General features: G+C 68.8%; 17 protein-coding genes and 1 pseudogene. 11 read left to right on the top strand and 7 right to left on the bottom strand.

Features of this window, described 5'->3' with window-relative positions; translation table 11 throughout:
• Window positions 1–189: 189 nt before the first annotated feature.
• Both CWT12_RS10135 and CWT12_RS10130 read left to right on the top strand, forming a co-directional pair.
• Window positions 190–456 carry an HPr family phosphocarrier protein gene (locus tag CWT12_RS10135; RefSeq protein ID WP_073328472.1) on the top strand — a complete coding sequence of 89 codons (267 nt, stop codon included), beginning with the start codon at window positions 190–192 and terminating at the stop codon, window positions 454–456.
• A 98-nt stretch (window positions 457–554) separates the two neighbouring features.
• The gene (locus CWT12_RS10130) at window positions 555–1,145 is read left to right on the top strand and encodes a ribonuclease H family protein (RefSeq protein ID WP_161924706.1); all 591 of its coding nucleotides are present in this window, start codon (window positions 555–557) and stop codon (window positions 1,143–1,145) included.
• Between the two features lie 506 nt (window positions 1,146–1,651).
• Here the strand turns inward: CWT12_RS10130 and CWT12_RS10125 are convergent.
• The 4 genes from CWT12_RS10125 to CWT12_RS10110 all read right to left on the bottom strand — a co-directional run bounded on the left by CWT12_RS10125 (window position 1,652) and on the right by CWT12_RS10110 (window position 7,530).
• Complete coding sequence (locus CWT12_RS10125; protein ID WP_161924705.1) at window positions 1,652–2,836, bottom strand: acetate/propionate family kinase; 1,185 nt, start codon at window positions 2,834–2,836, stop codon at window positions 1,652–1,654.
• Window positions 2,837–2,911: 75 nt separating this feature from the next.
• Window positions 2,912–4,966, bottom strand: coding sequence for a phosphate acetyltransferase (gene pta / locus CWT12_RS10120; protein ID WP_161924704.1), 2,055 nt, complete (start codon window positions 4,964–4,966; stop codon window positions 2,912–2,914).
• Between the two features lie 248 nt (window positions 4,967–5,214).
• Window positions 5,215–6,213: a sugar phosphate isomerase/epimerase family protein gene (locus CWT12_RS10115; protein ID WP_161924703.1), complete on the bottom strand. Its 999-nt coding sequence runs from the start codon at window positions 6,211–6,213 to the stop codon at window positions 5,215–5,217.
• Between the two features lie 114 nt (window positions 6,214–6,327).
• Window positions 6,328–7,530 (bottom strand): Gfo/Idh/MocA family protein, encoded by a 1,203-nt coding sequence (locus CWT12_RS10110; RefSeq protein WP_161924702.1) that lies wholly within the window; start codon window positions 7,528–7,530, stop codon window positions 6,328–6,330.
• A 383-nt stretch (window positions 7,531–7,913) separates the two neighbouring features.
• On the opposite strand from CWT12_RS10110, the gene CWT12_RS10105 reads away from it, so the two are divergent.
• Window positions 7,914–8,969, top strand: coding sequence for a LacI family DNA-binding transcriptional regulator (locus CWT12_RS10105; RefSeq protein WP_161924701.1), 1,056 nt, complete (start codon window positions 7,914–7,916; stop codon window positions 8,967–8,969).
• A gap of 77 nt (window positions 8,970–9,046) precedes the next feature.
• Here the strand turns inward: CWT12_RS10105 and iolG are convergent, their stop codons facing one another.
• The 3 genes from iolG to CWT12_RS10090 form a co-directional block, all read right to left on the bottom strand.
• Window positions 9,047–10,036 carry an inositol 2-dehydrogenase gene (gene iolG / locus CWT12_RS10100; protein WP_161924700.1) on the bottom strand — a complete coding sequence of 330 codons (990 nt, stop codon included), beginning with the start codon at window positions 10,034–10,036 and terminating at the stop codon, window positions 9,047–9,049.
• A 209-nt stretch (window positions 10,037–10,245) separates the two neighbouring features.
• Window positions 10,246–11,322, bottom strand: coding sequence for a transaldolase family protein (locus tag CWT12_RS10095; RefSeq protein WP_161924699.1), 1,077 nt, complete (start codon window positions 11,320–11,322; stop codon window positions 10,246–10,248).
• Between the two features lie 312 nt (window positions 11,323–11,634).
• Entirely contained in the window at window positions 11,635–12,381 is a 747-nt protein-coding gene (locus CWT12_RS10090) for a GntR family transcriptional regulator (RefSeq protein WP_161924698.1), read from the bottom strand.
• Window positions 12,382–12,649: 268 nt separating this feature from the next.
• Here CWT12_RS10090 and iolC point away from each other — a divergent pair.
• From iolC to CWT12_RS10050, 8 genes and pseudogenes are all read left to right on the top strand, one after another.
• Window positions 12,650–13,638, top strand: a pseudogene (gene iolC, locus CWT12_RS10085) (5-dehydro-2-deoxygluconokinase).
• Between the two features lie 13 nt (window positions 13,639–13,651).
• Complete coding sequence (locus CWT12_RS10080) at window positions 13,652–14,530, top strand: Cgl0159 family (beta/alpha)8-fold protein (protein WP_161924697.1); 879 nt, start codon at window positions 13,652–13,654, stop codon at window positions 14,528–14,530.
• Entirely contained in the window at window positions 14,527–15,414 is an 888-nt protein-coding gene (gene iolB, locus CWT12_RS10075) for a 5-deoxy-glucuronate isomerase (protein WP_161924696.1), read from the top strand. Before CWT12_RS10080 ends, iolB begins: the two co-directional genes overlap by 4 nt.
• Window positions 15,415–15,514: 100 nt before the next feature.
• Window positions 15,515–17,422, top strand: a complete 1,908-nt coding sequence (gene iolD / locus CWT12_RS10070; protein ID WP_161924695.1) for a 3D-(3,5/4)-trihydroxycyclohexane-1,2-dione acylhydrolase (decyclizing) — start codon at window positions 15,515–15,517, stop codon at window positions 17,420–17,422.
• Between the two features lie 81 nt (window positions 17,423–17,503).
• Window positions 17,504–18,997: a CoA-acylating methylmalonate-semialdehyde dehydrogenase gene (locus CWT12_RS10065; RefSeq protein WP_161925438.1), complete on the top strand. Its 1,494-nt coding sequence runs from the start codon at window positions 17,504–17,506 to the stop codon at window positions 18,995–18,997.
• A 226-nt stretch (window positions 18,998–19,223) separates the two neighbouring features.
• On the top strand, window positions 19,224–20,165 hold the full coding sequence (locus CWT12_RS10060) for a sugar phosphate isomerase/epimerase family protein (RefSeq protein WP_161924694.1): 942 nt from the start codon (window positions 19,224–19,226) through the stop codon (window positions 20,163–20,165).
• A 77-nt stretch (window positions 20,166–20,242) separates the two neighbouring features.
• The gene (locus tag CWT12_RS10055) at window positions 20,243–21,253 is read left to right on the top strand and encodes a Gfo/Idh/MocA family protein (protein WP_161924693.1); all 1,011 of its coding nucleotides are present in this window, start codon (window positions 20,243–20,245) and stop codon (window positions 21,251–21,253) included.
• Window positions 21,254–21,290: 37 nt separating this feature from the next.
• The gene (locus CWT12_RS10050; protein ID WP_161924692.1) at window positions 21,291–22,163 is read left to right on the top strand and encodes a sugar phosphate isomerase/epimerase family protein; all 873 of its coding nucleotides are present in this window, start codon (window positions 21,291–21,293) and stop codon (window positions 22,161–22,163) included.
• Window positions 22,164–22,408 lie beyond the last annotated feature (245 nt).

Below are 22,408 nucleotides of genomic sequence, written 5' to 3'. Positions count from 1 at the left end.
CAGGCGAGTGGCACGGCGATCCGGGCGGTAATTGGCGCGCGGACCGTATTCGTGGCGTTATTCGCAGCCACGGGGCGGCGAAGTCGGGTAGTGTGAGCCTGACATCAGCCGTCGTGCTGGTTCATATCAGTGCACAGGTGCAATCCCTGCATCCCGGGTGCTGATCCCGGTTCTCTCTAAGGAGTACATATGGCCCAGGTCACCGCCACAATCGCCTCCAAGGTCGGCCTTCACGCCCGCCCCGCCGCAACCTTCGTCAAGGCTGTCGCCGAGAAGGGTGTGCCCGTCACCATCGCCAAGGAGGGCGGCGCTCCCGTTGACGCCTCCTCCATCCTGGGCGTTATGACGCTCGGCGCCGGCTTCGGCGACGTCGTCACTCTCGCCTCCGACGCCGACGGCGCCGACGGTGCCCTGGAGGAGCTCAAGGCCCTCCTCGAGACCGACCTCGACGCCTGAAGTAGCAGCAATACCGGACGCGCCACCTGCCGTCCGCCTCCCCGAGGCGGGCACGGGTGGCGCGTCCGGTATTTGCGGGAGCCGGTAGGGTGCGGCCTATGACGATCATCGCCGCGGCGGACGGCTCCGCCTTGGGAAACCCCGGACCGGCCGGCTGGGCCTGGTACGTTGATGAGGACTGCTGGGCGGCGGGCGGCTGGGAGAACTCCACCAACAACCGCGGTGAGCTCACCGCCGTGCTGGAGTTGCTGCGGGCGACGGCGCAGGCGGGCCTGGCCGGGGAGGAGCTGCTCATCCAGGCGGACTCCCAGTACGTCATCAACTCCCTGACCAAGTGGATTCACGGCTGGAAGCGCCGCGGCTGGCGCAAGGGCGACGGCAAGCCGGTCCTCAATGATGACCTCATGAAGCAGCTGGATGCGGCCATGCGGGGGCGCGAGGTGCGCTTCGAGTGGGTGCGCGGTCACGTCGGCCACCCCATGAACGAGGCCGCCGACCAGCGCGCCCGCGCCGCCGCCACCGCCTACCAGCGGGGCACGGCCGTTCCCGCCGGCCCCGGCTGGACTCGGCCCGGCGACGTGTCGCCCAACCTAGGCGGAACCGCCGGTGCGCAGCAGCTCACTGACGCGGCTGGTCCGGTTCCCGGGCGTGAGCAGCAAGCGTCTGCGGAGACCGGGACGCTCTTTTAACCGTGGGGACGGCTTCGGTTCTCGCGTACGAGTCAGGCCTCCGGCTTCTGGATGACTGACCCCGTGGGTTGTCGTCAGGCAGGGTTTGCGGCGTGGGAGCTGGCCGGGTGCTGTGGTGGTGCCGCCGCGGTGCAGCCGGGTGTTCACCGGGCTGGTCCCGTCGGTCCTACCAGCTGATCGGACACAAGCAGTTGGGGGTGGGTGCCGGGCGAGCGCCCGGGGTGTCAAAAATGATGACAAACGCCGCGGACGGTGTCGAGCCCAGCGGACAAAGCCTTGGAATCATGCGGGCGCCGCATAACTCCTAGTGGGCGTGGGAGGCGATTGTCATCGATTTTGACAACCGCATGGGCGTCGCCGCCTCCCCTGGCAGGCCGCCTAGGCGCGCGAGCCCCAGAACCACTAGGGGAGAAGCTCCGAAAAGGCATACGTGCGGCAGGAATGCACCAGGGGTGCTGGGTAACGTCCCAGCAGTGCATGAGCTTCAGACGAGCGTCAGATGAGGGTCAGATGAGGGTCATGGCCTGGCGGGCGATGGCCAGCTCCTCGTTGGTGGGGTAGACCAGCACGGCGATGGCCGAGTCCGGGGTAGACACCACACGCCCCTCGTCGGAGCGGGCGGCGTTCTTCTCGGCGTCGAGCCGCATGCCCATGAAGCCCAGGCGCTCAACCAGCTCGGCGCGCAGGCGGGCATCATTCTCACCGATGCCGGCCGTGAAGGTGAGCGCGTCTAGGCCACCCATGACGGCGGTGTACGCGCCTACATACTTCACCAGGCGGTGCAGGTAGATGTCCATGGCGTCGCGGGCGTCCTGCTCGCCGGCGTCGACGCGCTTCCACACCTCCCGCATGTCGTTGTCCCCGGCCAGGCCCTTCATGCCGGACTCGCGGTTGAACAGGTAGTCGATCTCATCCACGCTCATGCCGGCCACACGCCCCAGGTGGAACACGGCCGCCGGGTCGATGTCGCCGGTGCGCCCGCCCATGACCAGGCCCTCAAGCGGGGTCAGGCCCATGGAGGTATCCACGGCCCGTCCGGCCACGACGGCGGAGGCGGAGGCCCCATTGCCCAGGTGCAGCACGATCTGCTTTAGATCATCGCGACCCAGCAGCCGGGATACCTCGCCGGAGACGAACTGGTGGCTGGTGCCGTGCGCGCCGTAGCGGCGAATGGAGTACTTGTCGGCGACCTCGCGCTTGAGGGCGTAGCGGGCCGCCTCCTCCGGCAGGTCCTGGAAGAAGGCGGTGTCGAACACGGCCACGTGCGGTACGTCGGACAGCAGCTCCAGGCCGACTTCGATGCCCTTCAGGTGAGCGGGGTTGTGCAGCGGACCGAGCGGCACCAGCTCGCTGATCTTGGTGATTACGTCCTCATCCACCAGGGCGGGGCCGGAGAAGTAGCGGCCGCCCTGGACCACCCGGTGGCCCACGGCCACAATGTTCGCCTCGGACAGGGCCGGACCCTCCTCGTCGAATAGGCGCAGCACCTCCGACAGGCCGAAGCCGTGATCGGGCACCGGCTCGTCCAGCTGGGTCTTCTCACCGGCATGGCGGTGGATGATCGTGCCGGTCTCCTCACCGATGCGCTCGACGAGTCCGGACGCCAGGGAGCGGCCGGAGTCGGGGTCGACGAGCTGGTACTTGATGGAGGAGGAGCCGGAGTTGATGACGAGGACGGTCCGGGTGGTCACAATGAGCCTTTCTGCGGGTCGGAAGAGACGAAACTCGAGGGGCGGGGCCGGCGCAGTGCCGCGGCCCCTCCCGGGTCAGGCCTGGGCCTGGACGGCGGTGATGGCCACCGTGTTGACGATGTCCTCCACCAGCGCGCCGCGGGAGAGGTCATTGACAGGCTTGTTCAGGCCCTGCAGCACCGGTCCGATGGCGACGGCGCCGGACGAGCGCTGCACGGCCTTGTAGCCGATGTTGCCACTGGACAGATCCGGGAAGATGAATACGTTGGCGCGGCCGGCCACCTCCGAACCGGGGGCCTTTTTCGCGGCGACGGTCGGATCGATGGCGGCGTCATACTGGATCGGCCCCTCGACGGCGAGCTCCGGCGCCTTCTCCCGCACGATCTCGGTGGCCTCGCGCACCTTGTCCACGTCCGCGCCCTTGCCGGAGGTGCCGGTGGAGAAGGACAGCATGGCCACGCGCGGCTCCACGCCGAACTGGCGAGCGGTCTCGGCGGAGGAGATGGCGATATCGGCCAGCTGCTCGGCGGTGGGGTCGGGGTTGACGGCGCAGTCGCCGTACACCAGCACCCGGTCCTCCAGCAGCATCAGGAACACCGAGGAGACGATGGAGGTGCCCGGCTTGGTCTTGATGATCTGGAAGGAGGGGACGATGGTGTGGGCGGTGGTGTGGGCTGCGCCCGAGACCATGCCGTCAGCGTCGCCCATGTGCACCATCATGGTGCCGAAGTAGGACACGTCCTGGACCCGCTCACGGGCCTGCTCCAGCGTGACGCCCTTCTTGGCGCGCAGGCGGGCGAACTCCGCGGCGTACTTCTCCAGTAGCTCGGGGCTGTCGGTGGGCACTACGCGGGCCGCGGAGATATCCAGTCCCAGCTCGGCGGCCCGCGCCCGCACCGTGGTCTCGTCTCCCAGCAGGATCAGGTCCGCGATGCCGCGGCGGGCGATGACGTCGGCCGCGCGCAGGATGCGGTCGTCGTCGGGCTCGGGCAGGACAATGGTGCGGCGGTCGGCGCGGGAGCGCTCGATCAGCTCGGCCTGGAACATGATGGGGGTGACGACCTCACTGGGCTCCACCTCCAGGGCGGCCAGTAGGGCGTCGACGTCGGCCTCCTGCTCGAAGGTGGTCACCGCGACGTCGAGCTTGCGGGAAGAGGCCTGCCCCAGCCCGCCCTGCAAGGAGCCGGCCACCGACGCGGCGGCGAAGGTGTCCAGCGGGGAGGTCATGACCGGCAGCGGCAGCCGCAGTCCCCGGATCAGGCGCAGTGCGTGCTCCGCCACCTCGAAGCCGCCGTTGAGCACCAGCCCGGCCAGGTTCGGGAAGCCGGTGGAGGCCTGGGCGGCGGCCAGGGAGATCAGTGCGGCGGAGCGGTCGGCGGGGACGATGACCACCTGGCCCTCATTCAGGCGCTCAAGCACGTGGGAGACGTCCATGGCGGCGATGAGCACGCCCTCGGCCTCGCGCTCGAGCAGGGCGTCATCCCCGCTGATGAGAGTGCCCTCGACGGCGTTCATGACCTCGCGCACCGAGGGGGCGCCCAGCAGCGGCACCTCGGGCAGGGTCGTGGTGGCCACGCCCTCCAGCCCCGCCAGCGCCGCGGCCACCTCCGCACGCGTGCCCGCGGGGCACTTGTTGGCCACTACGGCGACGGTGCGGGCGTGGTTGTCGGCGATCTCGGCCATGGAGACCTCCACGCTGCCGCGCACGTCCTCGGGGTCGCCCTGCCCGGAGACCACCAGCAGCACGGGCACGCCGATGTTCGCGGCTACGCGGGCGTTGAGGGACAGCTCGGGGTTGCCGACCACGTCGGAGAAGTCCGAGCCGTCGATGATGACGACGTCGTGGTCGCGGGCCACCGCCCGGTAGGCGGCGACGATGCGTGACAACGACTCATCGGGATCGGCGTGGAACTCCTCCCAGGTCACCCCGATGCACTGCGCCGCCGGGGTATTCGAGCCGCAGCGGCGCAGCAGCAGCTCAAGGAAGGGCTCGTCCTCGCGGGAGGCGACAAAGGGCCGGAAGACGCCGACCTTAGCCACAACCTTGGTGAGGGAGGCGACCAGGCCCAGGGCCACGGTCGACTTGCCGGTGCTGGCATTGGGGGAGGCGATGTAAATACTGCGCGCCACGGTGTAGCTGTCCTTTGTCTGCGTCTCGACGTCGAGTGGGGTGCGCCGCGGGTGGCCGCTGCGCGCCTGGTACAAGTCTGCCCCAACTGGCGCGATTGTGGGGGCCGCAGAGACGGACGGCGGGTGTTTATGTCCGACTTTTTGGTCACGTGGCGGGCGAGGGAGCGGGCGGGAGGAGGCAGGCCGACCACACCTTCGACCCGCCTCCTCCCGCCCGTTCTTGGGCGGTCGTGTTTGGCTCTCGGTGCTCAGAGCTTGGCGGCCGCCGCAAGCAGGTTGGTGGCCGACAGCCGCAGGCCCTCGACGTTGCCGTACTCGGCGTCCTCGTGCTCGATGTTGACGTTCATGTCCGGGTTCACCGCCGCGATGGCCCGCAGGAACTCGGCCCAGTAGTCCGTGTCATGCCCCAGGCCGAAGGCGACGAAGCGCCAGGCGGGATCCTGCGGCCAGGCGGTGGTCCAGTAGCCGTAGGCCACCGGCGTCTTGTTCTCCGCCTCGGCGGGGACGTGCCCGAAGTCGGTGTCCAGCACCCCGCGGTAGGCCACACCGGGGAACACCTTGGTGTCTTTGGCGTGGACGTGGCCGACCAGGTTCCCCAGCCGCTTGGTGGCGGCGATCGGGTCCATCTGCTGCCAGAACAGGTGCGAGGGGTCCATGTTCACCTTGATGTTCGTGGCCCCGGTCTCCTCAATCAGACGCTCGAAGGCGGGGATGTTGAACACCAGGTTGCGGGGGTGCAGCTCAAGGCAGACCTGCACGTCGTTGTCCCGTGCCAGGGCGTCAATCTCCTTGAAGAAGGGCACGACCACGCTCCACTGGTATTCGAGGATCTCCATGTCGATGCCGTTCCAGGGGTTGACCACCCAGGTGGGGTACTTCGCCGTCGGGTCGGTGCCGGGGGTGCCGGACATGGTGACGATCTCGCCGACGCCGAGCAGACCCGCCAGCTTGATGGCGTTGCGGATGTCCGCGGCGTGCTTGATGCCCTCGGCGGGCAGGGGCGAGACCGGGTTGCCGGAGGTGTTCAGGCCGGACAGCCGCATGCCGCGCTCGGCGAAGATGCCCAGGTAGTCCTCCCGGGCGGCCTGGGAGGCGAGCAGCGCGTCAACGGGGCAGTGGGGCGAGGGAATGAAGCCGCCGACGTTGACCTCCGCGCCGGTCAGCCCTGCCTCCTTCAGGACGTCCAGGGCGGCCGGAAGCGGGCGGTCGGAAAGGCAGGCGGTGTAGGCGCCGTAGTTCAGTGCCATGAGGTTTTCTCCTTGTAGTTCTTGGGTGTGGCTCTTAGGTGTGGTTCTGGTGTGTGGATCTCGGCTACCTGGTGGTGAGGGCCGAGCCGCCTGGTGCAGCGGGCGTCCCGGGGATCACTTGTTGAAGGGGGTGATGTCGACGGCGGCACCGCCATTGGCGGCCGAGGTGGCCACGGCATCGGCGATGAGCATCTCGCGGTAGCCGTCGGCGAAGGTCGCGCACGGAGGCAGGGCGCCTTCGGTGACGCCGGCTACCTGCTGGAGGAAGGCGTAGGCCTGGTAGGTGAACTGCTCGATCTGGGTCAGGCCCACGCCGCCGAAGGCCATGGAGGAGCCGCGCTCGAAGTAGGGGAAGGTCGGGTTGACCAGCACCTGGCGAGCGCCGCCCAGGCCGGCGGGGGAGTTGACGTCGTCGACCTTGATCTCTCCGGCGCGGGCCAGGTCCCAGGAGGCCCGTCCCTTGGAGCCGAGCACGTCCAGCATCAGCGCGTTGGGCATGTTCCAGGCCACGCGCGAGCAGGAGAAGGTGCCCACCGCGCCGCTGGCGAAGTGCCCGGTGAAGGTGGCGACGTCGTCGTTGGTGACATCGGCCATCTCCACATCCGTGGTGTCCAGGGCGGTGCCGCGGGTGACGTGCCCCTTGGCTACGGGGCGCTGCTTGATGGAGGTCATCATGGCGCCTCCGGATACGGAGACCAGGGGGCCGCAAATGGTCTCGGCGGTGTCGATCAGGTGGCTGCCGACGTCGCCGAGCGCCCCGGAGCCCATGGGGCCGGAGTAGCGCCAGGCCATGGGGGTGTTGGGGTCGACGCCGTAGTCGCACCAGTAGCGGCCCTCGAAGTGGTTGATCTCGCCCAGGTGCCCCTCCCGGACCAACTTGGCGATCTCGGCGATGGCGGCGTTGCGGCGGAAGGTGAAGCCGACGGAGGTGACGGTGCCGGCGGCCTTCTCGGCCTCGGCCATCGCCTTGGCCGACTCGAGGGTGTCAGCCAGGGGCTTCTCACACAGGACGTGCTTGCCGGCGCGGATCATGGCCTCGGCGATCTCGCGGTGCAGGGCGTTGCCCACCACGATGGAGACGATGTCGATGTTGGGGTCGTCGGCGATGTCGCGCCAGTCGGTGACGGCCTTCTCGTAGCCGTAGCGCTCGGCGGCGTCCTTGGCGAAGGGCTCGTAGGCGTCGGCGATGGCGGCCAGGCGGATCTTGGGCAGGCCCAGGTCGTAGACGGTGCCGACCTGGCGCCAGGCGTTGGCGTGGGTGGTGCCGGCCATGCCGGCGCCGATGACTGCGACTGACAGGGGTGAGCTGGAATTCATGGTTGGTGTCCTCGTTGACGGTGGTGGTGAGAGCGGGTGCTGCACCCTGTGCCGGCCGTGGGGCGCATGGCATGCCGTATCGCATGCGGTGCCGCACCGGACGCCGGCAGGCGGTCGGTGACGTCGGCCAAGGGAACGGACCCACACCAATTCACGCGCGTGAATTGGTGTCACAAGTGTGTTCTGCCCGCGCGTCGGAGTCAAGGGGGTGCGGGAAAGAAGTTCAAATTAGTCCGGACATTCGCCGGTATCGTGTGCGCGTGGAGTCTGTCGCCGCCGCTCCGGACGTGCGCCCCTGCCGGCTTCGGCCGGCCCATAGAATGCTGGCCGGGTGCCGCCGGTCGTGGTTGGCATCAGGGAAGTAGCTCGTGGAGAGGAGCCCTATGCCCGCCGGTGCCGTCTCGCGGGTGACCATCGCCATGGTCGCCGCACGCTGCGGCCGCTCGGTGTCCACGGTGTCCGCGGCGCTGAACGGTGCGCCGGGTGTGGCGGCCGCCACCCGGGAGGAGATCCTGCGGGTAGCCGACGAGATGGGCTACGTGGCCGATCCTCGCGCGCGCCTGCTGCGGCGCAGCCACTCCGGGCTAATCGGAGCGGGCTTCGCGGTGGGGCAGGCATTCCAGGGTCTGATCGTTGACGGCCTGTACCGTGCCTGTGCCGATCTGGAGCACTCGCTGGCGCTCGCGGCCGTGACCGCCCACCGTGACGGCGTGGCGGGGGTAAGGGCCCTGCTGGCCGATCACTGCGAGGGGCTGGTGCTGGTGGATCCGGCCATCCCGGACCATGAGCTCGGCCGCGCCGGCGCGCGGGTGCGGACTGTAGTCGTGTGCCAGACCACCGCGGTGGCGGGCATCGACGAGGTGCGCTCACGCGACGATGTCGGCATTACCGCCCTGATCGAGCACCTGGTCGCAACCGGACGGCGCCGCATCGTCTACCTTGACGGCGGTGCGCAGTCGGCCTCCGCGCTGCGCGCGGCCGCCTACCGCGCCGCCATGGCGGCGCACGGGCTGGCGGATGAGGTGCGCGTGGTTCCCGGCGGGGCGGATGAGGACGCCGGCGCTCGCGGCGCCGCGGCGCTGGCCGAGCTGCCTGAAGCGCTGGTGTGCTTCAACGATCATGCCGCGGTGGGCGCGCTTATGGAGCTGCGGCGACGCGGCGTCCGGGTACCGCAGGACGTGGCCGTGTGCGGCTATGACGGCATCCCCGTAACCGCCGCCACCGCATTCGACTTGACCACCGTGCGTCAGGATGCCGCCCTGATCGCCGAGGTGGCGGTACGTACGCTACTGGCCCGGGTGCACCCGGAGCTGGCGGGGGTCCCGGCTGGGCAGGTGCCGGGGGCACTGCCCGCCGGCGTCATCCGCGAGCCGCGCCCGCAGGGCGGTTGGGCCTACCTGGTGGCTCCTGAGCTGATCGTGCGCGAGTCCACGGCTTGACCCGGCCGCGCCCGAGGGGCGACCGGGTCAAGCGTGAGGCCGTGATGCGGGATAGGCGCCGACGCGGGGCGGGAGTGTCAGGCCAGCCGCACGGGCTGCCCGGTGTGGGCGGACTCGGTGGCGGCCTCGGCCAGGCGCAGGGCGGCGACGGCGTCGGCGATGCCGGTCGGGGGAGTGGTACCCGCCTCAACCGCCTCGATGAAGGCCGACAGCTCCAGCCGGTAGGCGTCGGCGTAGCGCTCCAGGAAGAAGTCCAGGTAGGGCTCCTGGGCGTCGGTGACCTCCGCGTTGGACAGGCGCACCGTGTGGGCGCGCACGTTCTCCGCCAGCAGCGCGCCCTCTCGGCCGGAGGCCTCCAGGCGCTGGTCGTAGCCGGAGGCGCAGTGCCGGTTGTTGATGATCGTGGCCACCGCGCCGCTGGCGGCCTTGAGGGTGACGACGGCGGCGTCGAAGTCGCCGGTCGCGGCGATGGCCGGATCCAGGTGCTGGCCCACGGCGTGGACCTCGACGATGTCGCCGAGGAAGAAGCGGGCGGTGTCGAAGTCGTGAATGGTCATGTCGCGGAAGATGCCGCCGGAGACCTTGATGTACTCGGCCGGCGGGGCCGCCGGGTCGCGGGAGATGATGGTCAACTGCTCCAGCTCCCCGATCCGCCCCTGTCGCACTGCGGCGCGGACGGCGGCGAAGGACGGGTCGAAGCGCCGGTTGAAGCCGAACATGACGGGCGTGGTTACGGCGTCAAGCTCGGTGCGGGCGGCGTCGACGTCCTGCATGTCCAGGGCGATGGGCTTCTCGCAAAGGACCGCCTTGCCCGCCTTCGCGGCCGCCAGCAGGTGGGGGATGTGCAGCGGCGTCGGGGAGCCCACGACGACGGCGTCGACCTCCGGGTCGGAGAAGACCTCCTCGGCGTCCTTGCAGGAGCGGGCGCCGTACTGGGAGGCCAGTTTCTCCGCGGCGTCACCGAAGGGGTCGCACACCAGTGCGAGCTTCGCCTGCGGGTGTGCGGCTACGGTGCGGGCGTGGACGTGGCCGATGCGGCCGGCACCGATGATGGCGATGTTGAGCATCTGCGAACTTCCTTTGAGAGCTTCCTTGGTCGTGGGCGCGGGGTCGTGGGTGCGCGGCCGCGGCACTGTCTGAGCGCGCGCGTTAGCAACAGGTCTGCGGTGGCCCGGATGTGATTGAAGCGGGGTGAGAACCGGCGGTGCGGGAGGAGGTGGCGGCGCGAGCGCCGGTTCCGGGAGCCGCCCGCGTTCGGCTCCCGGAACCGGTCGGCTCACGGCTGCGGCATGATGACGTCGCGCACCAGGGCGTCCAGGTCGGCGTCGGCCTGGAGGAACCCGCGCAGTGTGCGGCGCGTGGCGCCGTAGGAGTCGAACTCCTCCGGGGTCATGCCGTCCGGCTCGTAGGCGCGCACGAACTCGGGGATCGACATCAGTGTCTTCATGATCTCCGGGGCCACGGGCACGTCGATCCGGGGCTCAACCTTGTAGCCGGAGTCGTTGATGAGCTTCTGCCACTTGAAGGGCGGGGAGACCACCAGGTCACCGCCAACCAGCTCCGACCAGTGCATGACGTTGCGGAAGGCGGCCGAGAGCACCCGGGCGCGCAGCCCGCGGGACTGGAACTCCCGGTAGGCGCGCTTCAGGGCGGCTACGCCGCCCCACTCCAGGTGGCCGGGATCGATGAACAGGTTGTCCCGCTTGGCGACGATCTTGAGCCAGTCGTCCAGGCGGCCGCCCATGAGCGTGACGACCGGACCCATGGTGGAGGTGTCCTTGCCCTCGGCCTCGCGCCGCTTGAGACCGCGCTCAATCGCCTCGCCCGCGGTGACTGCCTGCGGCACGGAGAAGGACACGGTCACGTTCACGGACACTCCGCGGTAGGTGGCCTCCTCGATGGCCTTGATGCCGGTGGCGGTGGCGGGGATCTTGACGATGATGTTCTTGGCTAGCTTGGAGAACTCCTCCGCCTGGTCGGCCAAGGCCTTGGCGGAGCGGGCCAGGCGCGGGTCGGTCTGCATCGACAGGCGGCCGTTGCGCCCCTTGTGCTCCTCGAAGATCGGCTCCAGCAGCTTGGCGGCGTCAATGCTCAGCTCGCGCACCACCTGCCAGCCGATCTCGGACTCGCTGGCCTCGGGCATCTCCTCGGCGAGCTCGGCGATGCGGGGGAGCCAGCGCTCCTTCTTCTGGTTGATGCAGGTGTAGGCGATCGTAGGGTTGCAGGTGGCGCCTACGCCGCCGAAGGAGATGGACTGGCGCAGCTCGTCGGGGTCGGCGGAGTCGTTCCACAGTGCGGTTGGGGTGGTGCGGGCGGCCTCGAGAAGGGGCCCGGGGGTGTATTCAGTGCTCATCGGCGTGCTCCTGGGTGAGGGGTGGGCCACCGGCGTCTTCGACTGTGTGGTCCGTTGGCTCAATTCAAGCGCTGAGCGCCGCCGCTGTCAAGCATTTGTAATGACAAATCTAGGGAGGTTTGTACTGGCAGTTGCGGTGGGTGCCGGCGGGCGTCGGCAGGTCTTGGTGGCTGCGGGCTGCGTCTTGCGCGCCGCGGAGCTCGCGGGCACAGGTGGCCCGAACCGGTCGGCGCCTGGCGCCAGGCGCCCCGCGGTAGCGGCGGCGGAGCTTGCGCGACGCCGTCCCGGGGCGTGGCTTGAGGGCGGGCGGCTTCAGCCGGTGAAAAGGGAGGTCTCGAAGGAGTAGCGCGAGGCGCGGTAGATGTGGTTGCCGTACTCGATTACCCGGCCCGTGGCGTCATAGGTGGTGCGCTTGGCGGTCAGCAGGGCGGCGCGGCGGCGCTCGTCGAGGGCATCGGCCTCCTTGGCGGTGGCGTTGCGGGCGCCGATCACCTGCTTGGCGGTTGCCGGCACGATTCCACGCGCGCGCAGGAGGTCGTACAGGCCCGCGTGCTCGAGCTCTTCGCGAGTCGGTGCGATGGCGGCCGGCAGCAGATTGTCCATCAGGGCGATCGGCTCGCCGTCGGCGCTGCGCAGGCGGCGCAGATGAGTGACCTCGGTGCCGGGGGCCACCTCAAGCTGCTCGGCCTGCTCCTCGGTGGCCGGCGCGGTGGTGTACTCCAGCAGCGTGGTCTCGACTCTGTGCCCGGCGGCAGTCAGGTCTGACAGCAGGCTGGACAGCTCCATGGGGCGGCGCACGTGCGGTGAGGCGACTACCGTGCCGGCGCCCCGCCGGCGGGAGACCAGGCCGCGGTCCGCCAGGGACTGCATGGCCTGGCGGGCGGTGGGGCGGGACACTTGCAGGCGCTTGGCCATGGAGACCTCGTCCTCGATGCGGGTTCCCGGCGCCAGCTCGCCCTCCAGGATCAGCGTGCCGAGAGCTTCCGCTATCTGGGCGTACAGCGGGAGCTCGCTGGAGCGATCAATGGTGATCTCTGGCTGAAAGGGCGTATCGGACATGCAGGCTCTCTGAAAGGACGATCGATAGACACATGGTACGGCGCCGGGGTGGTCTGCGGGTCGGGGGCTGGGGATCGACTTTGACTCGTTCGGGTCGCGGCTTTGCTGGCGCGGCCCGGGCGCAGCCGGGGCGGGCAGTCAAAACTGCTTCATTTTGTTCGGACAAACCGCTTGACTGGTGGAGCGGATCTGGGCCAGACTTCGAGCAGCGGGCCCTCGCGGGCGCCTGGATGCGCCCCGCCCCGATGATGTGGAAAGGGAGACCAACATGACCGCTTCGTCGAGCACGCCGCCGCTCGATGTACTGACGATCGGACGCTGTGGGATCGATATCTACCCGCTCCAGGTCGGCGTCGGACTGGAGGACGTGGAGAGCTTCGGCAAGTTCCTGGGCGGAAGCCCTACCAATGTGGCCGTGGCCGCGGCACGCTACCGGCACCGCTCCGCGGTTATAACCGGGGTGGGCGACGATCCCTTCGGGCGCTTCGTGTGCTCGGAGATGCGTCGGCTGGGCGTGTATGACGACTACGTAGTCACCAAGTCGGACTTCAACACCCCGGTCACCTTCTGCGAGATCTTCCCCCGGACAACTTCCCCCTGTACTTCTACCGTGAGCCCTCCGCCCCCGACCTGGAGCTGACGGATAACGACATCCCGGGCGACGCCGTACGTGACGCCGCGATCTTCTGGATCTCCGCCACGGGCCTGAGCAAGGAGCCCTCCCGCTCGGCCCACCACGCCGCCCTGGACCTGCGCGGGCGCAAGCGGCACACCATCATCGACCTGGACTACCGGTCCATGTTCTGGAAGGACGAGGCCACCGCGCACCGGGAGGTAGCCGCGGTCCTGCCCAAGGTCACCGTCGCGATCGGCAACCGCGAGGAGTGCCGCGTCGCCGTCGGCCAGACCGAGCCGGACAAGGCGGCCGACGCCCTGCTGGAGGCGGGCGTGGAGCTGGCCATCGTCAAGCAGGGCCTGGAGGGCACGCTGGCCAAGACCCGGCAGGAGCGGGTGGAGATCCCCGTGACCCCGGTGGTCACCAAGAACGGCCTGGGGGCGGGTGACGCCTTCGGCGGCGCCGTCTGCCACGGACTGCTGTCCGGCTGGTCGCTGGAAAAGACGATCTACGCCGCCTCCACGGCCGGCGCGATCGTCTCCTCGCGCCTGGAGTGCTCCACGGCGATGCCGACCGAGCCCGAGCTGCTCGCCCTGATGCGCACGCACCGTGACCTGGTGCCCACCCTGCAGGACCTGTGAGGAGGGGATGAGCATGTCTGAAACGCCGCTGACCGACCGGATCGTTGAGATCCGCGCCCACGCCCCCGAGCGCATCGCCCAGGTCCTGGCCGACCGCCCCCGCGGCACCCTCCCCGAAGGGGACGGCAAGCTCATGATCATCGCCTGCGACCACCCCGCCCGCGGGGCGCTCGCGGCCGGTGACGACCCCATGGCCATGGCCTCGCGGGAGCAAGTGCTCGCCCGCTGCGTCACCGCCCTGTCGCGGCCCGGCGTGAACGGCTTCCTGGGTACCGCCGACCTGATCGAGGACCTGGCCCTGCTCGGCGCCCTGGACGGCAAGCTCGTCTACGGCTCCATGAACCGCGGCGGCCTTGCGGGCTCCGCCTTCGAGATGGATGACCGCTTCACCGGCTACGACGCCGCCGGGGTGGTGTCCGCAGGCCTGGACGGCGGCAAGATGCTGCTACGCATCAACTACTCCGACCCCGCCACGGCTGACACCATCGCCGCCAGCGCCAAGGCCGTTGACGCCCTGGCCGAGCGCGGCGTCATGGCCATGGTGGAGCCCTTCATCTCCCGCTGGGAGTCGGGACGCGTAGTCAATGACCTCAGCCCCGACGCCGTCATGACGGCCATGGCCATCGCCTCCGGCCTGGGACGCACTTCCGCCTACACCTGGCTGAAGCTGCCGGCAGTGCCGGAGATGGAACGGGTTGTCGAGGCCTCCACGCTCCCCGCCCTGATCCTGGGCGGGGCCGTCTGCGCGGACGCCGACGCCGCCCGTGAGTCCTGGGCCAGGGCGCTCGCCCTGCCCACCGTCAAGGGGCTGGTCATCGGCCGCTCCCTCCTGTATCCGCCAGACGACGACGTCGCCGCCGCCGTCGACCACACCGTAGGACTGCTCTCATGAACACCACCGTCCCCAGTGCTGCAGACATTTACGTGCCCGCCGGTACCTCCGGCCATGACACCTTCACTGTCGACGTCGATCCCGCCCGCGCCGGCTGGACCTACTCCGGGCTGCGCGTATGCGTGCTCGCCCCCGAGCGCTCCACCACCCTGGAGACCGGCGGGAGCGAGCTGCTGGTACTGCCGCTGGAGGGAGCCGCCACCGTCCTGGTGGACGGTCGCAGCTACGAGCTCACCGGCCGCACCGGCGTGTTCGAGGAGGTCACCGACTACCTGTACGTGCCGCGCGGCAAGACCTTCACCATCACCTCCCACGGGCGCGGCCGCTTCGCCCTGCCGGCGGCCGTGGCCTCCCGCGACCTGCCGGTGGCCTACTACGGGCGCGACCAGGTGCGCACCGACCTGCGCGGTGCGGGGGACTGCTCCCGGCAGGTGAACAACTACGCCCTGAACAACGGCGTGGAGACCTCTCACCTGCTGTGCTGCGAGGTGCTCACCCCCGGCGGCAACTGGTCCTCCTACCCGGCCCACAAGCACGACGTCGCCTCCGCCGATGAGCGCGAGCTCGAGGAGATCTACTACTTCGAGATCCGCAACGCCCCGGATGGGACCGCCGGATTCGGGCTGCACCGCACCTACGCCTCCAGCCCGGACCGTCCCATCGACCTGTGCACCGAGGTACACCAGGGGGACGTCGCCCTGGTGCCATACGGCTACCACGGCCCCTGCGTGGCCGCGCCCGGCTATGACATGTACTACCTCAACGTCATGGCCGGCCCGGCCGAGGACCTGGTCTGGCTCGCCCCGGACGACCCCGCCCACCACTGGATCCGGGGCACCTGGGAGGAGCAGGAGATCGACCCGCGGCTACCCATGACCCACTGACGTCCAGGCCGGCCTGCGTCCCGTGCGCCCCGCCGATAAGCCAATCAAGCAACCAGCAAGTAAACCAGCCAGCAAACCTGCACAGATTGAGAACCCACCCATGAGCAATGAAGCCTACGCGGGCACCATCCGCCTTACCGTCGCCCAGGCCACCATCCGTTTCCTGTCCAACCAGTACTCCGAGCGTGACGGCGTCGAGCAGCGCCTGATTGCCGGCGCCTTCGGCATCTTCGGCCACGGCAACGTGGCCGGTATCGGTCAGGCGCTGCTGCAGAACGAGGTCGCCCCCCTGGAGGGCGAGGAGCCGATGCCCTACATCATGCCCCGCAACGAGCAGGGGCAGGTGCACGCGGCCGCCGCCTTCGCCAAGACCAAGAACCGGCTGCAGACCTACATGTGCACCGCCTCCATCGGCCCCGGCTCGCTCAACATGGTCACCGGCGCCGCCCTGGCCACCACCAACCGCCTGCCCGTGCTGCTGTTCCCCTCCGACCAGTTCGCCACCCGCGTGCCCGACCCGGTCCTCCAGCAGCTGGAGGACCCCACCACGCTGGACATCACCGTTAACGACGCCTTCCGGCCGGTGTCCCGGTTCTTCGACCGCATCAACCGCCCCGAGCAGCTCATCCCCTCGCTGCTGAACGCCATGCGCGTGCTCACCGACCCGGCCGATACCGGCGCCGTCACCATCGCCATGCCGCAGGATGTCCAGGCCGAGGCCCACGACTGGCCGATCGAGTTCTTCCGCAAGCGCGTGTGGCACGTGCGCCGCCCCGTGCCCGAGCCGGCCGCCCTGGGGCGCGCCGTAGCCCTGATCCGCGCCGCCAAGCGGCCACTGGTGATCGCCGGCGGCGGAGCGATCTACTCCGAGGCCTCCGAGGAGCTGCGCGCCTTCGCCACCGCCACGGGCATCCCGGTGGCTGACACGCAGGCCGGCAAGGGGGCCATTAACTTCGACCACCCCTGCGCCGTGGGCGGGGTCGGCTCCACCGGCGGCGACTCCGCCAACCACTTGGCGGACAAGGCCGACCTGATCATTGGCGTCGGCACCCGCTACTCCGACTTCACCACGGCATCCAAGACCCAGTTCAAGAACCCCGACGTCAAGTTCGTCAACGTTAACGTCGCCGCCTTCGACGCAGCCAAGGAGAGCGCGGAGATGGTCGTGGCCGACGCCCGCGAGGCACTGGTGGCGCTGACTGAGGCCCTGGCCGACTACCACGTGGAGCCCGCTTACACCGCGGAGATCGCCCGCGAGCGCGAGGCCTGGTTCGCCGCCACCGACAAGTGCTACCACCTGGACCACCAGCCGCTGCCGGCGCAGACGGAGGTATTCGGCGCCCTCAACGAGCTGCTCGGCGACGAGGACGTGGTTATCAACGCCGCCGGCTCCATGCCCGGCGACCTCCAGGCCCTGTGGCAGGCCAAGACCCCCGTCCAGTACCACGTGGAGTACGCCTTCTCCTGCATGGGCTACGAGATCCCGGCGGCGCTGGGCGTGAAGCTGGCAAGGCCGGAGAGCGAGGTCGTCTCCATCGTCGGGGACGGCACCTACCAGATGCTCCCCATGGAGCTGGCCACGGTGGCCCAGGAGGGCATCAAGGTCATTTACGTACTGCTGCAGAACTATGGCTTCGCCTCCATCGGGTCGCTGTCCGAGTCCCACGGCTCCCAGCGCTTCGGCACCAAGTACCGCCGCCGCGGCCAGGGCGGCCACCTGCAGGACGAGGACAAGATCGCCGGGGTGGACATTGCCGCGAACGCCGAGTCCTGGGGCCTGAAGGTCTACCGGGTCTCCACGATTGCGGAGTTCAAGGAGGCCTACGCCCAGGCGCACGCCGGGGACGAGGCCGCCATGATCCACATCGAGACCGATCTGTACGGCCCGAACCCGCCGTCCTCCTCCTGGTGGGACGTGGTGGTCTCCGGCGTCTCCAACCTGGAGTCCACCCAGAAGGCCTACGAGCAGTACGTCGAGGACCGCAAGCCGCAGCGCCACTACCTGTGAGCGGCGGCCCCTACCTGAACGAGCCTGAACCGAGAACACACGAAGGAGTCAGTGATGACACAGAGCACCTCAGCGCCCGACCTGCGGACGATCACCCACTGGGTTGACGGCAAGCCCTACGAGGGCAGCCCGATCGGCCGCTTCCCGGTGGAGAACCCGGGCACCGGCGAGGTAGAGGCCGAGTTGCTGCAGGCCTCGGACGCCGACCTCGACTACGCCGTCGAGGTGGCCACCCGGGCGCAGAAGGAGTGGGCCAAGTACTCCCTGGCCAAGCGCACCGCCATCATGTTCCGTATGCGGGACCTCGTCCTGGAGCACCAGGATGAGATGGCCCGGCTGATCGTGGCCGAGCACGGCAAGAACTACTCCGACGCCATCGGGGAGATCCAGCGCGGCCGGGAGACCCTCGACTTCGCCACCGCGATCAACCTCGCCCTGAAGGGGGAGTACTCCTACGACATCTCCACGGGTGTGGACATCCACACCCTGCGCCAGCCAGTCGGCGTGGTCGCGGGTATCTGCCCCTTCAACTTCCCGGCCATGGTGCCCATGTGGATGCACCCGATCGCCATCGCCACCGGCAACGCCTTCATTCTCAAGCCCGCATCCATGACGCCGTCGGCGGCCCTGCTGACCGCCCAGCTGTACAAGGAGGCCGGCCTGCCCGACGGCGTGTTCAACGTCGTCGCCGGCAACCGGAAGATGGTCACCAAGGTGCTGGAGCACCCGGGGATCAACGCCATCTCCTTCGTGGGATCCACCCCGGTGGCCCATATCGTGCAGGACACCGGCGTAACCCACGGCAAGCGGGTGCAGGCCCTCGGCGGGGCCAACAACCACGCCATCGTCATGCCCGACGCCGACCTGGACTTCGCCGCCCAGCACATCTCGGCCGCCGCCTTCGGCGCCGCCGGCGAGCGCTGCATGGCGCTGCCCGTCGTCGTCGCCGTCGGCGGGATCGGTCCGGACCTCGCCCGGCGCGTCAAGGCGCACGCCGAGAAGATCAAGGTTGGCTACGGCATGGACGAGGGCGTGGAGATGGGGCCGGTCATCGACGCGAAGTCCAAGGAGAACATCATCGGGCTGATCAATGAGGGCGAGTCCAAGGGCGGTGACGTGGTCCTGGACGGCCGGGGGCTAGTGGTTCCCGGGCACGAGAACGGACACTTCCTGGGCCCCACCATTGTTGACAACGTGCCGCTGGACTCCGAGCTGTACCAGCAGGAGGTATTCGGGCCGGTGCTCTCCATTGTGCACGCCGACACCTACGAGGAGGCCATCGAGATCGTCAACTCCTCGCCCTACGGCAATGGCTCGGCCATCTTCACCAACGACGGCGGCGTCGCCCGCCGCTTCCAGCTGGACGTCGAGGCTGGCATGGTCGGCATCAACGTCCCGATCCCGACCCCGGTGGCCTACTACTCCTTCGGTGGCTGGAAGGAGTCCCTGCTCGGGGACACGCACATTCACGGTCCGGAGGGCGTGAAGTTCTACACCAGGGCCAAGGCGATCACCTCCCGCTGGCCCAGTGAGAAGACCTACGCGGCCACGATGTCCTTCCAGCGCGAGGAGTAGGCGCGGCTAGACGGCGCGGTCCCCGCGCGTGCGCCCCTGCAGTGCCATGGCTGCGGGGGCGCACGGCGCGCGCTGCGTCGGGCCAAGCTCGTCCCCAAATTTGTCAGTACAAATCTCTGGTGTTTTCGGGTGCCGACCGTTACACTCGTAGTTGTCCGAAACGATTCGGACGCTCGGGTCGGCCGCCACCGGTCCGAGCGATCCAGCTGAACTCCTAGGAGTGACAATGACGTCTACCGCCTCCAAGGCCGTCAACACCAACGACCCGAAGTACTCCAAGCTCACCATCGGAGTGTGTCCGGACCAGTGGGGTGTCTGGTTCGCCGACGATCCCAAGCAGATGCCGCCCCGCCAGGCGTGGGAGGAGATGGCCGAGGCCGGCTTCGAGGTCATCGAGACCGGCCCCTGGGGCTACTTCCCCACCGACCCCAAGGAGCTCCAGAAGTGGTGCGACGAGTACGGCATGCGGGTCGTCGCAGGAACCGGCTGGGGCATTCTGCACAAGGCCGAGGCCTGGCCCGAGACGGTCAGGCACTTCCGGGAGATCGCCGAGACCCACGCCGCCGTCGGCGCCGAGTACATGGTTCACCTGCCCCCGCTCTACCGCGATGACAAGACCTGGGAGTGGACCGACGACCGCGTCCTGAGCGACGACGCCTGGAAGCTGTACGTCGAGCACGCCAACGCGCTCGGCCAGATGCTGCTGGAGGACTACGGCCTGAAGATGGTGCTGCACCCCCACGGCGACTCCCACATTGAGACGCCCGAGGAGATCGCCCGCATCTTCGACGCCACCGACCCCAGGTACGTCAACCTGTGCCTGGACTCCGGTCACGTGGTCTACGGCGGCGGCGACCCGGTGGAGCTGTGCAAGAAGTACCCCGAGCGCATCACCTACGTGCACATCAAGGCCTTCGATGAGGACATCACTCGTGAGGCCCATGAGAAGGACTGGCCCTTCGGCGAGGCGGTCACCAAGGGCGCCTCGGTCTGCCCGCCGGCGGGCCTGCCGGAGATGCACGCCTTCGTGGACGCGCTCGCCGAGCTGGACAAGCCGATCTACTGCATCTGCGAGCAGGACTGCTACCCCTGTGACCCGTCCTTCCCCAAGCCCAACGCCATCAACATGCGCAAGTACCTGGCCGAGTGCGGCCTGGGCCTGGCCTGAGCGGCGCTGCCGAGCCCGCCCGCAAAGCCTCAGCCACAACGAAGCCTCAGCGAAGTCTCAAGGAAGAGAGAGAAGTAATGACCGTTCGCATTGGTCTCATCGGCGCCGGCGGCATGGGCCGCGCCCACCTCGCCCGCATCACCAACGACCTGTCCGGCGGCAAGATCGTCGCCGTGGCGGACATCAACCACGACGCCGCAGTCTCGGCCGCCGAGCCCTACGGGGCGAAGGCCTACCACACCTCCGACGAGCTGATCAATGACCCCGAGGTCGACGCCGTCGTCATCGCCACCTTCGGCAAGGTGCACGCTCCTGACGTCATCAAGTGCATCGAGGCCGGCAAGTACGTCCTGTGCGAGAAGCCGCTGGCCACCACCGCCGAGGACTGCCTCAAGATCATGCAGGCCGAGCAGAAGGCCGGCAAGAAGCTGGTCACCGTCGGCTTCATGCGCCGCTTCGACGCCGCCTACAACGAGATGAAGGCCGTCCTGGATGCGGGGGAGAACGGGCAGGCGCTGCTGGTCCACAACCGCCACCGCAACCCGTCGGTGCCGGAGTCCTACACCTCGCGCATGGCCATCGACGACACCGCCATCCACGAGATCGACACCATGCGCTGGCTGCTGGGGGAGGAGATCGTCAAGGTGCGCGTCGAGCGCCCGAAGTCCACCACCCACCGCTTCGACCACCTGATCGACCCGGTCGTGGTGGTCATGTACACCGAGTCCGGCGTGCGCATCGACGACGAGGTCAACGTCAACCTGCAGTGGGCATACTCCATCGAGTGCGAGCTCGTGCTCGAGACCGCGGCGGTGCGCCTGGGCGACCAGGAGAAGATCCACATCCGCGACGCCTACGGCAACCGCAACGCCATGTGCCAGTCGCACATCGACCGCTTCCAGGGTGCCTTCAACCGCGAGTTCCAGGAGTGGATCAACGCCGTCGCCCGCGACGAGCACACCGGCTCAACCTCCTGGGACGGCTACGCGGCCACCTCCGTGGTCGACGCCGCCGTCGCCTCGCTGGAGGACGCCTCCTCACCTCTGGTTGACGTCACCCTCATCGACAAGCCGGACTTCTACGCCTGACGCTGGCCGGGACGCAACCACCGAAAGGAGAGGCCTCATGGTCGATATCGCCCTGGATCCGAACATGTACTACCTGAGCATGTCCACTGCGGACACCCTGCACAAGGCCGCGCAGCTCGGGTTCAAGTACGTGGAGCTCTCGCCCAACAACGAGTTCCACCTCTGGCACCACTACCCCAAGGCCGACCGCGCCTTCATCTCCGAGCTCAAGCAGGCGGAGAAGGACTCCGGCGTCAAGGTGCGCACCTTGAACCCGGTGTTCAACTGGTCCTCGCCCGATGAGGCCGAGCGCCAGGCGCAGGTGCGCAACTGGCGGCGCCTGCTAGAACTCGCGGACGCCCTGGACGTGCGCGACATCGTCTCGGAGTTCTCCGGCGACCGCAACCTCGCCAGCCGTTCCGAGCAGCAGTGGTACAAGTCCATTGAGGAGCTGATCCCGCACTTCGAGAAGTACGGCATCCGCCTGAACATGGAGGCGCACCCCTACGACTTCGTCGAGCTGCACGACCGGGCGCTCGAAATCGTCCGCTCGGTGGACAAGGACTGGCTCGGCTACGAGTACTGCTGCCCGCACACCTTCCACCTGTCCGACGGCGCCGGCGACGCCGACCGCATGATCCGCACCGCCGCCGCAGCGGGCAAGCTCCGTGAGGTGCACGTCTCCGACGGCTTCAACCACCGCATCAACGACGGCAACCGGTACATCATCAATCCGCCGGGAGCAGATGTGACCGTCCACCAGCACAATGCCATCGGTAACGGCGAGGTCCCCTGGGACCAGGTGTTCGGCACACTGCGTGAGGTCGGCTTCGACGGTGTGGTATCCGTGTGCATCTTCGGCTGGCACGAGCGGGCCGACGAGTACAACAAGGCCGCGCTGGAGCGCCTGACCCAGGAGCTCGGCGGCTGATCCGGGGGCGGCTGCTGCGCTGCGCGCCCAGCAGCCGCCCCGCCCGCACCCCGCAGTGTGCGGGGCTGCCGCCCGCTGCGGCGGCGCGGCCCAGGTCCGCTAGCGCCTGGAGGCACTGCGCTGACAGGTCGCCAGGCGCATATCTCAAATCCCTCATCAACCCGATCCTCACACGTGGGACGATTCCCTCGCACAATTTGTCCTGACAATTTCGTGGTAATTGTGCTACCGTGAAGCCCACCGTA

It is taken from the genome of Actinomyces sp. 432, from assembly GCF_009930875.1.
In the GTDB taxonomy this organism is placed as follows: domain Bacteria; phylum Actinomycetota; class Actinomycetes; order Actinomycetales; family Actinomycetaceae; genus Actinomyces.
This window is presented reverse-complemented; position numbering and strand designations above follow the sequence as displayed.

What these genes read in the sequence shown, in the direction of transcription:
- iolD (WP_161924695.1), top strand. Translation starts at nt 15,515, where the DNA reads ATGAGCAATGAAGCCTACGCGGGCACCATCCGCCTTACCGTCGCCCAG.
- CWT12_RS10050 (WP_161924692.1), top strand. Translation starts at nt 21,291, where the DNA reads ATGGTCGATATCGCCCTGGATCCGAACATGTACTACCTGAGCATGTCC.
- CWT12_RS10135 (WP_073328472.1), top strand. Translation starts at nt 190, where the DNA reads ATGGCCCAGGTCACCGCCACAATCGCCTCCAAGGTCGGCCTTCACGCC.
- CWT12_RS10130 (WP_161924706.1), top strand. Translation starts at nt 555, where the DNA reads ATGACGATCATCGCCGCGGCGGACGGCTCCGCCTTGGGAAACCCCGGA.
- CWT12_RS10105 (WP_161924701.1), top strand. Translation starts at nt 7,914, where the DNA reads ATGCCCGCCGGTGCCGTCTCGCGGGTGACCATCGCCATGGTCGCCGCA.
- CWT12_RS10115 (WP_161924703.1), bottom strand. Translation starts at nt 6,213, where the DNA reads ATGGCACTGAACTACGGCGCCTACACCGCCTGCCTTTCCGACCGCCCG.
- CWT12_RS10055 (WP_161924693.1), top strand. Translation starts at nt 20,243, where the DNA reads ATGACCGTTCGCATTGGTCTCATCGGCGCCGGCGGCATGGGCCGCGCC.
- CWT12_RS10110 (WP_161924702.1), bottom strand. Translation starts at nt 7,530, where the DNA reads ATGAATTCCAGCTCACCCCTGTCAGTCGCAGTCATCGGCGCCGGCATG.
- iolB (WP_161924696.1), top strand. Translation starts at nt 14,527, where the DNA reads ATGAACACCACCGTCCCCAGTGCTGCAGACATTTACGTGCCCGCCGGT.
- iolG (WP_161924700.1), bottom strand. Translation starts at nt 10,036, where the DNA reads ATGCTCAACATCGCCATCATCGGTGCCGGCCGCATCGGCCACGTCCAC.
- CWT12_RS10095 (WP_161924699.1), bottom strand. Translation starts at nt 11,322, where the DNA reads ATGAGCACTGAATACACCCCCGGGCCCCTTCTCGAGGCCGCCCGCACC.
- CWT12_RS10060 (WP_161924694.1), top strand. Translation starts at nt 19,224, where the DNA reads ATGACGTCTACCGCCTCCAAGGCCGTCAACACCAACGACCCGAAGTAC.
- CWT12_RS10080 (WP_161924697.1), top strand. Translation starts at nt 13,652, where the DNA reads ATGTCTGAAACGCCGCTGACCGACCGGATCGTTGAGATCCGCGCCCAC.
- CWT12_RS10090 (WP_161924698.1), bottom strand. Translation starts at nt 12,381, where the DNA reads ATGTCCGATACGCCCTTTCAGCCAGAGATCACCATTGATCGCTCCAGC.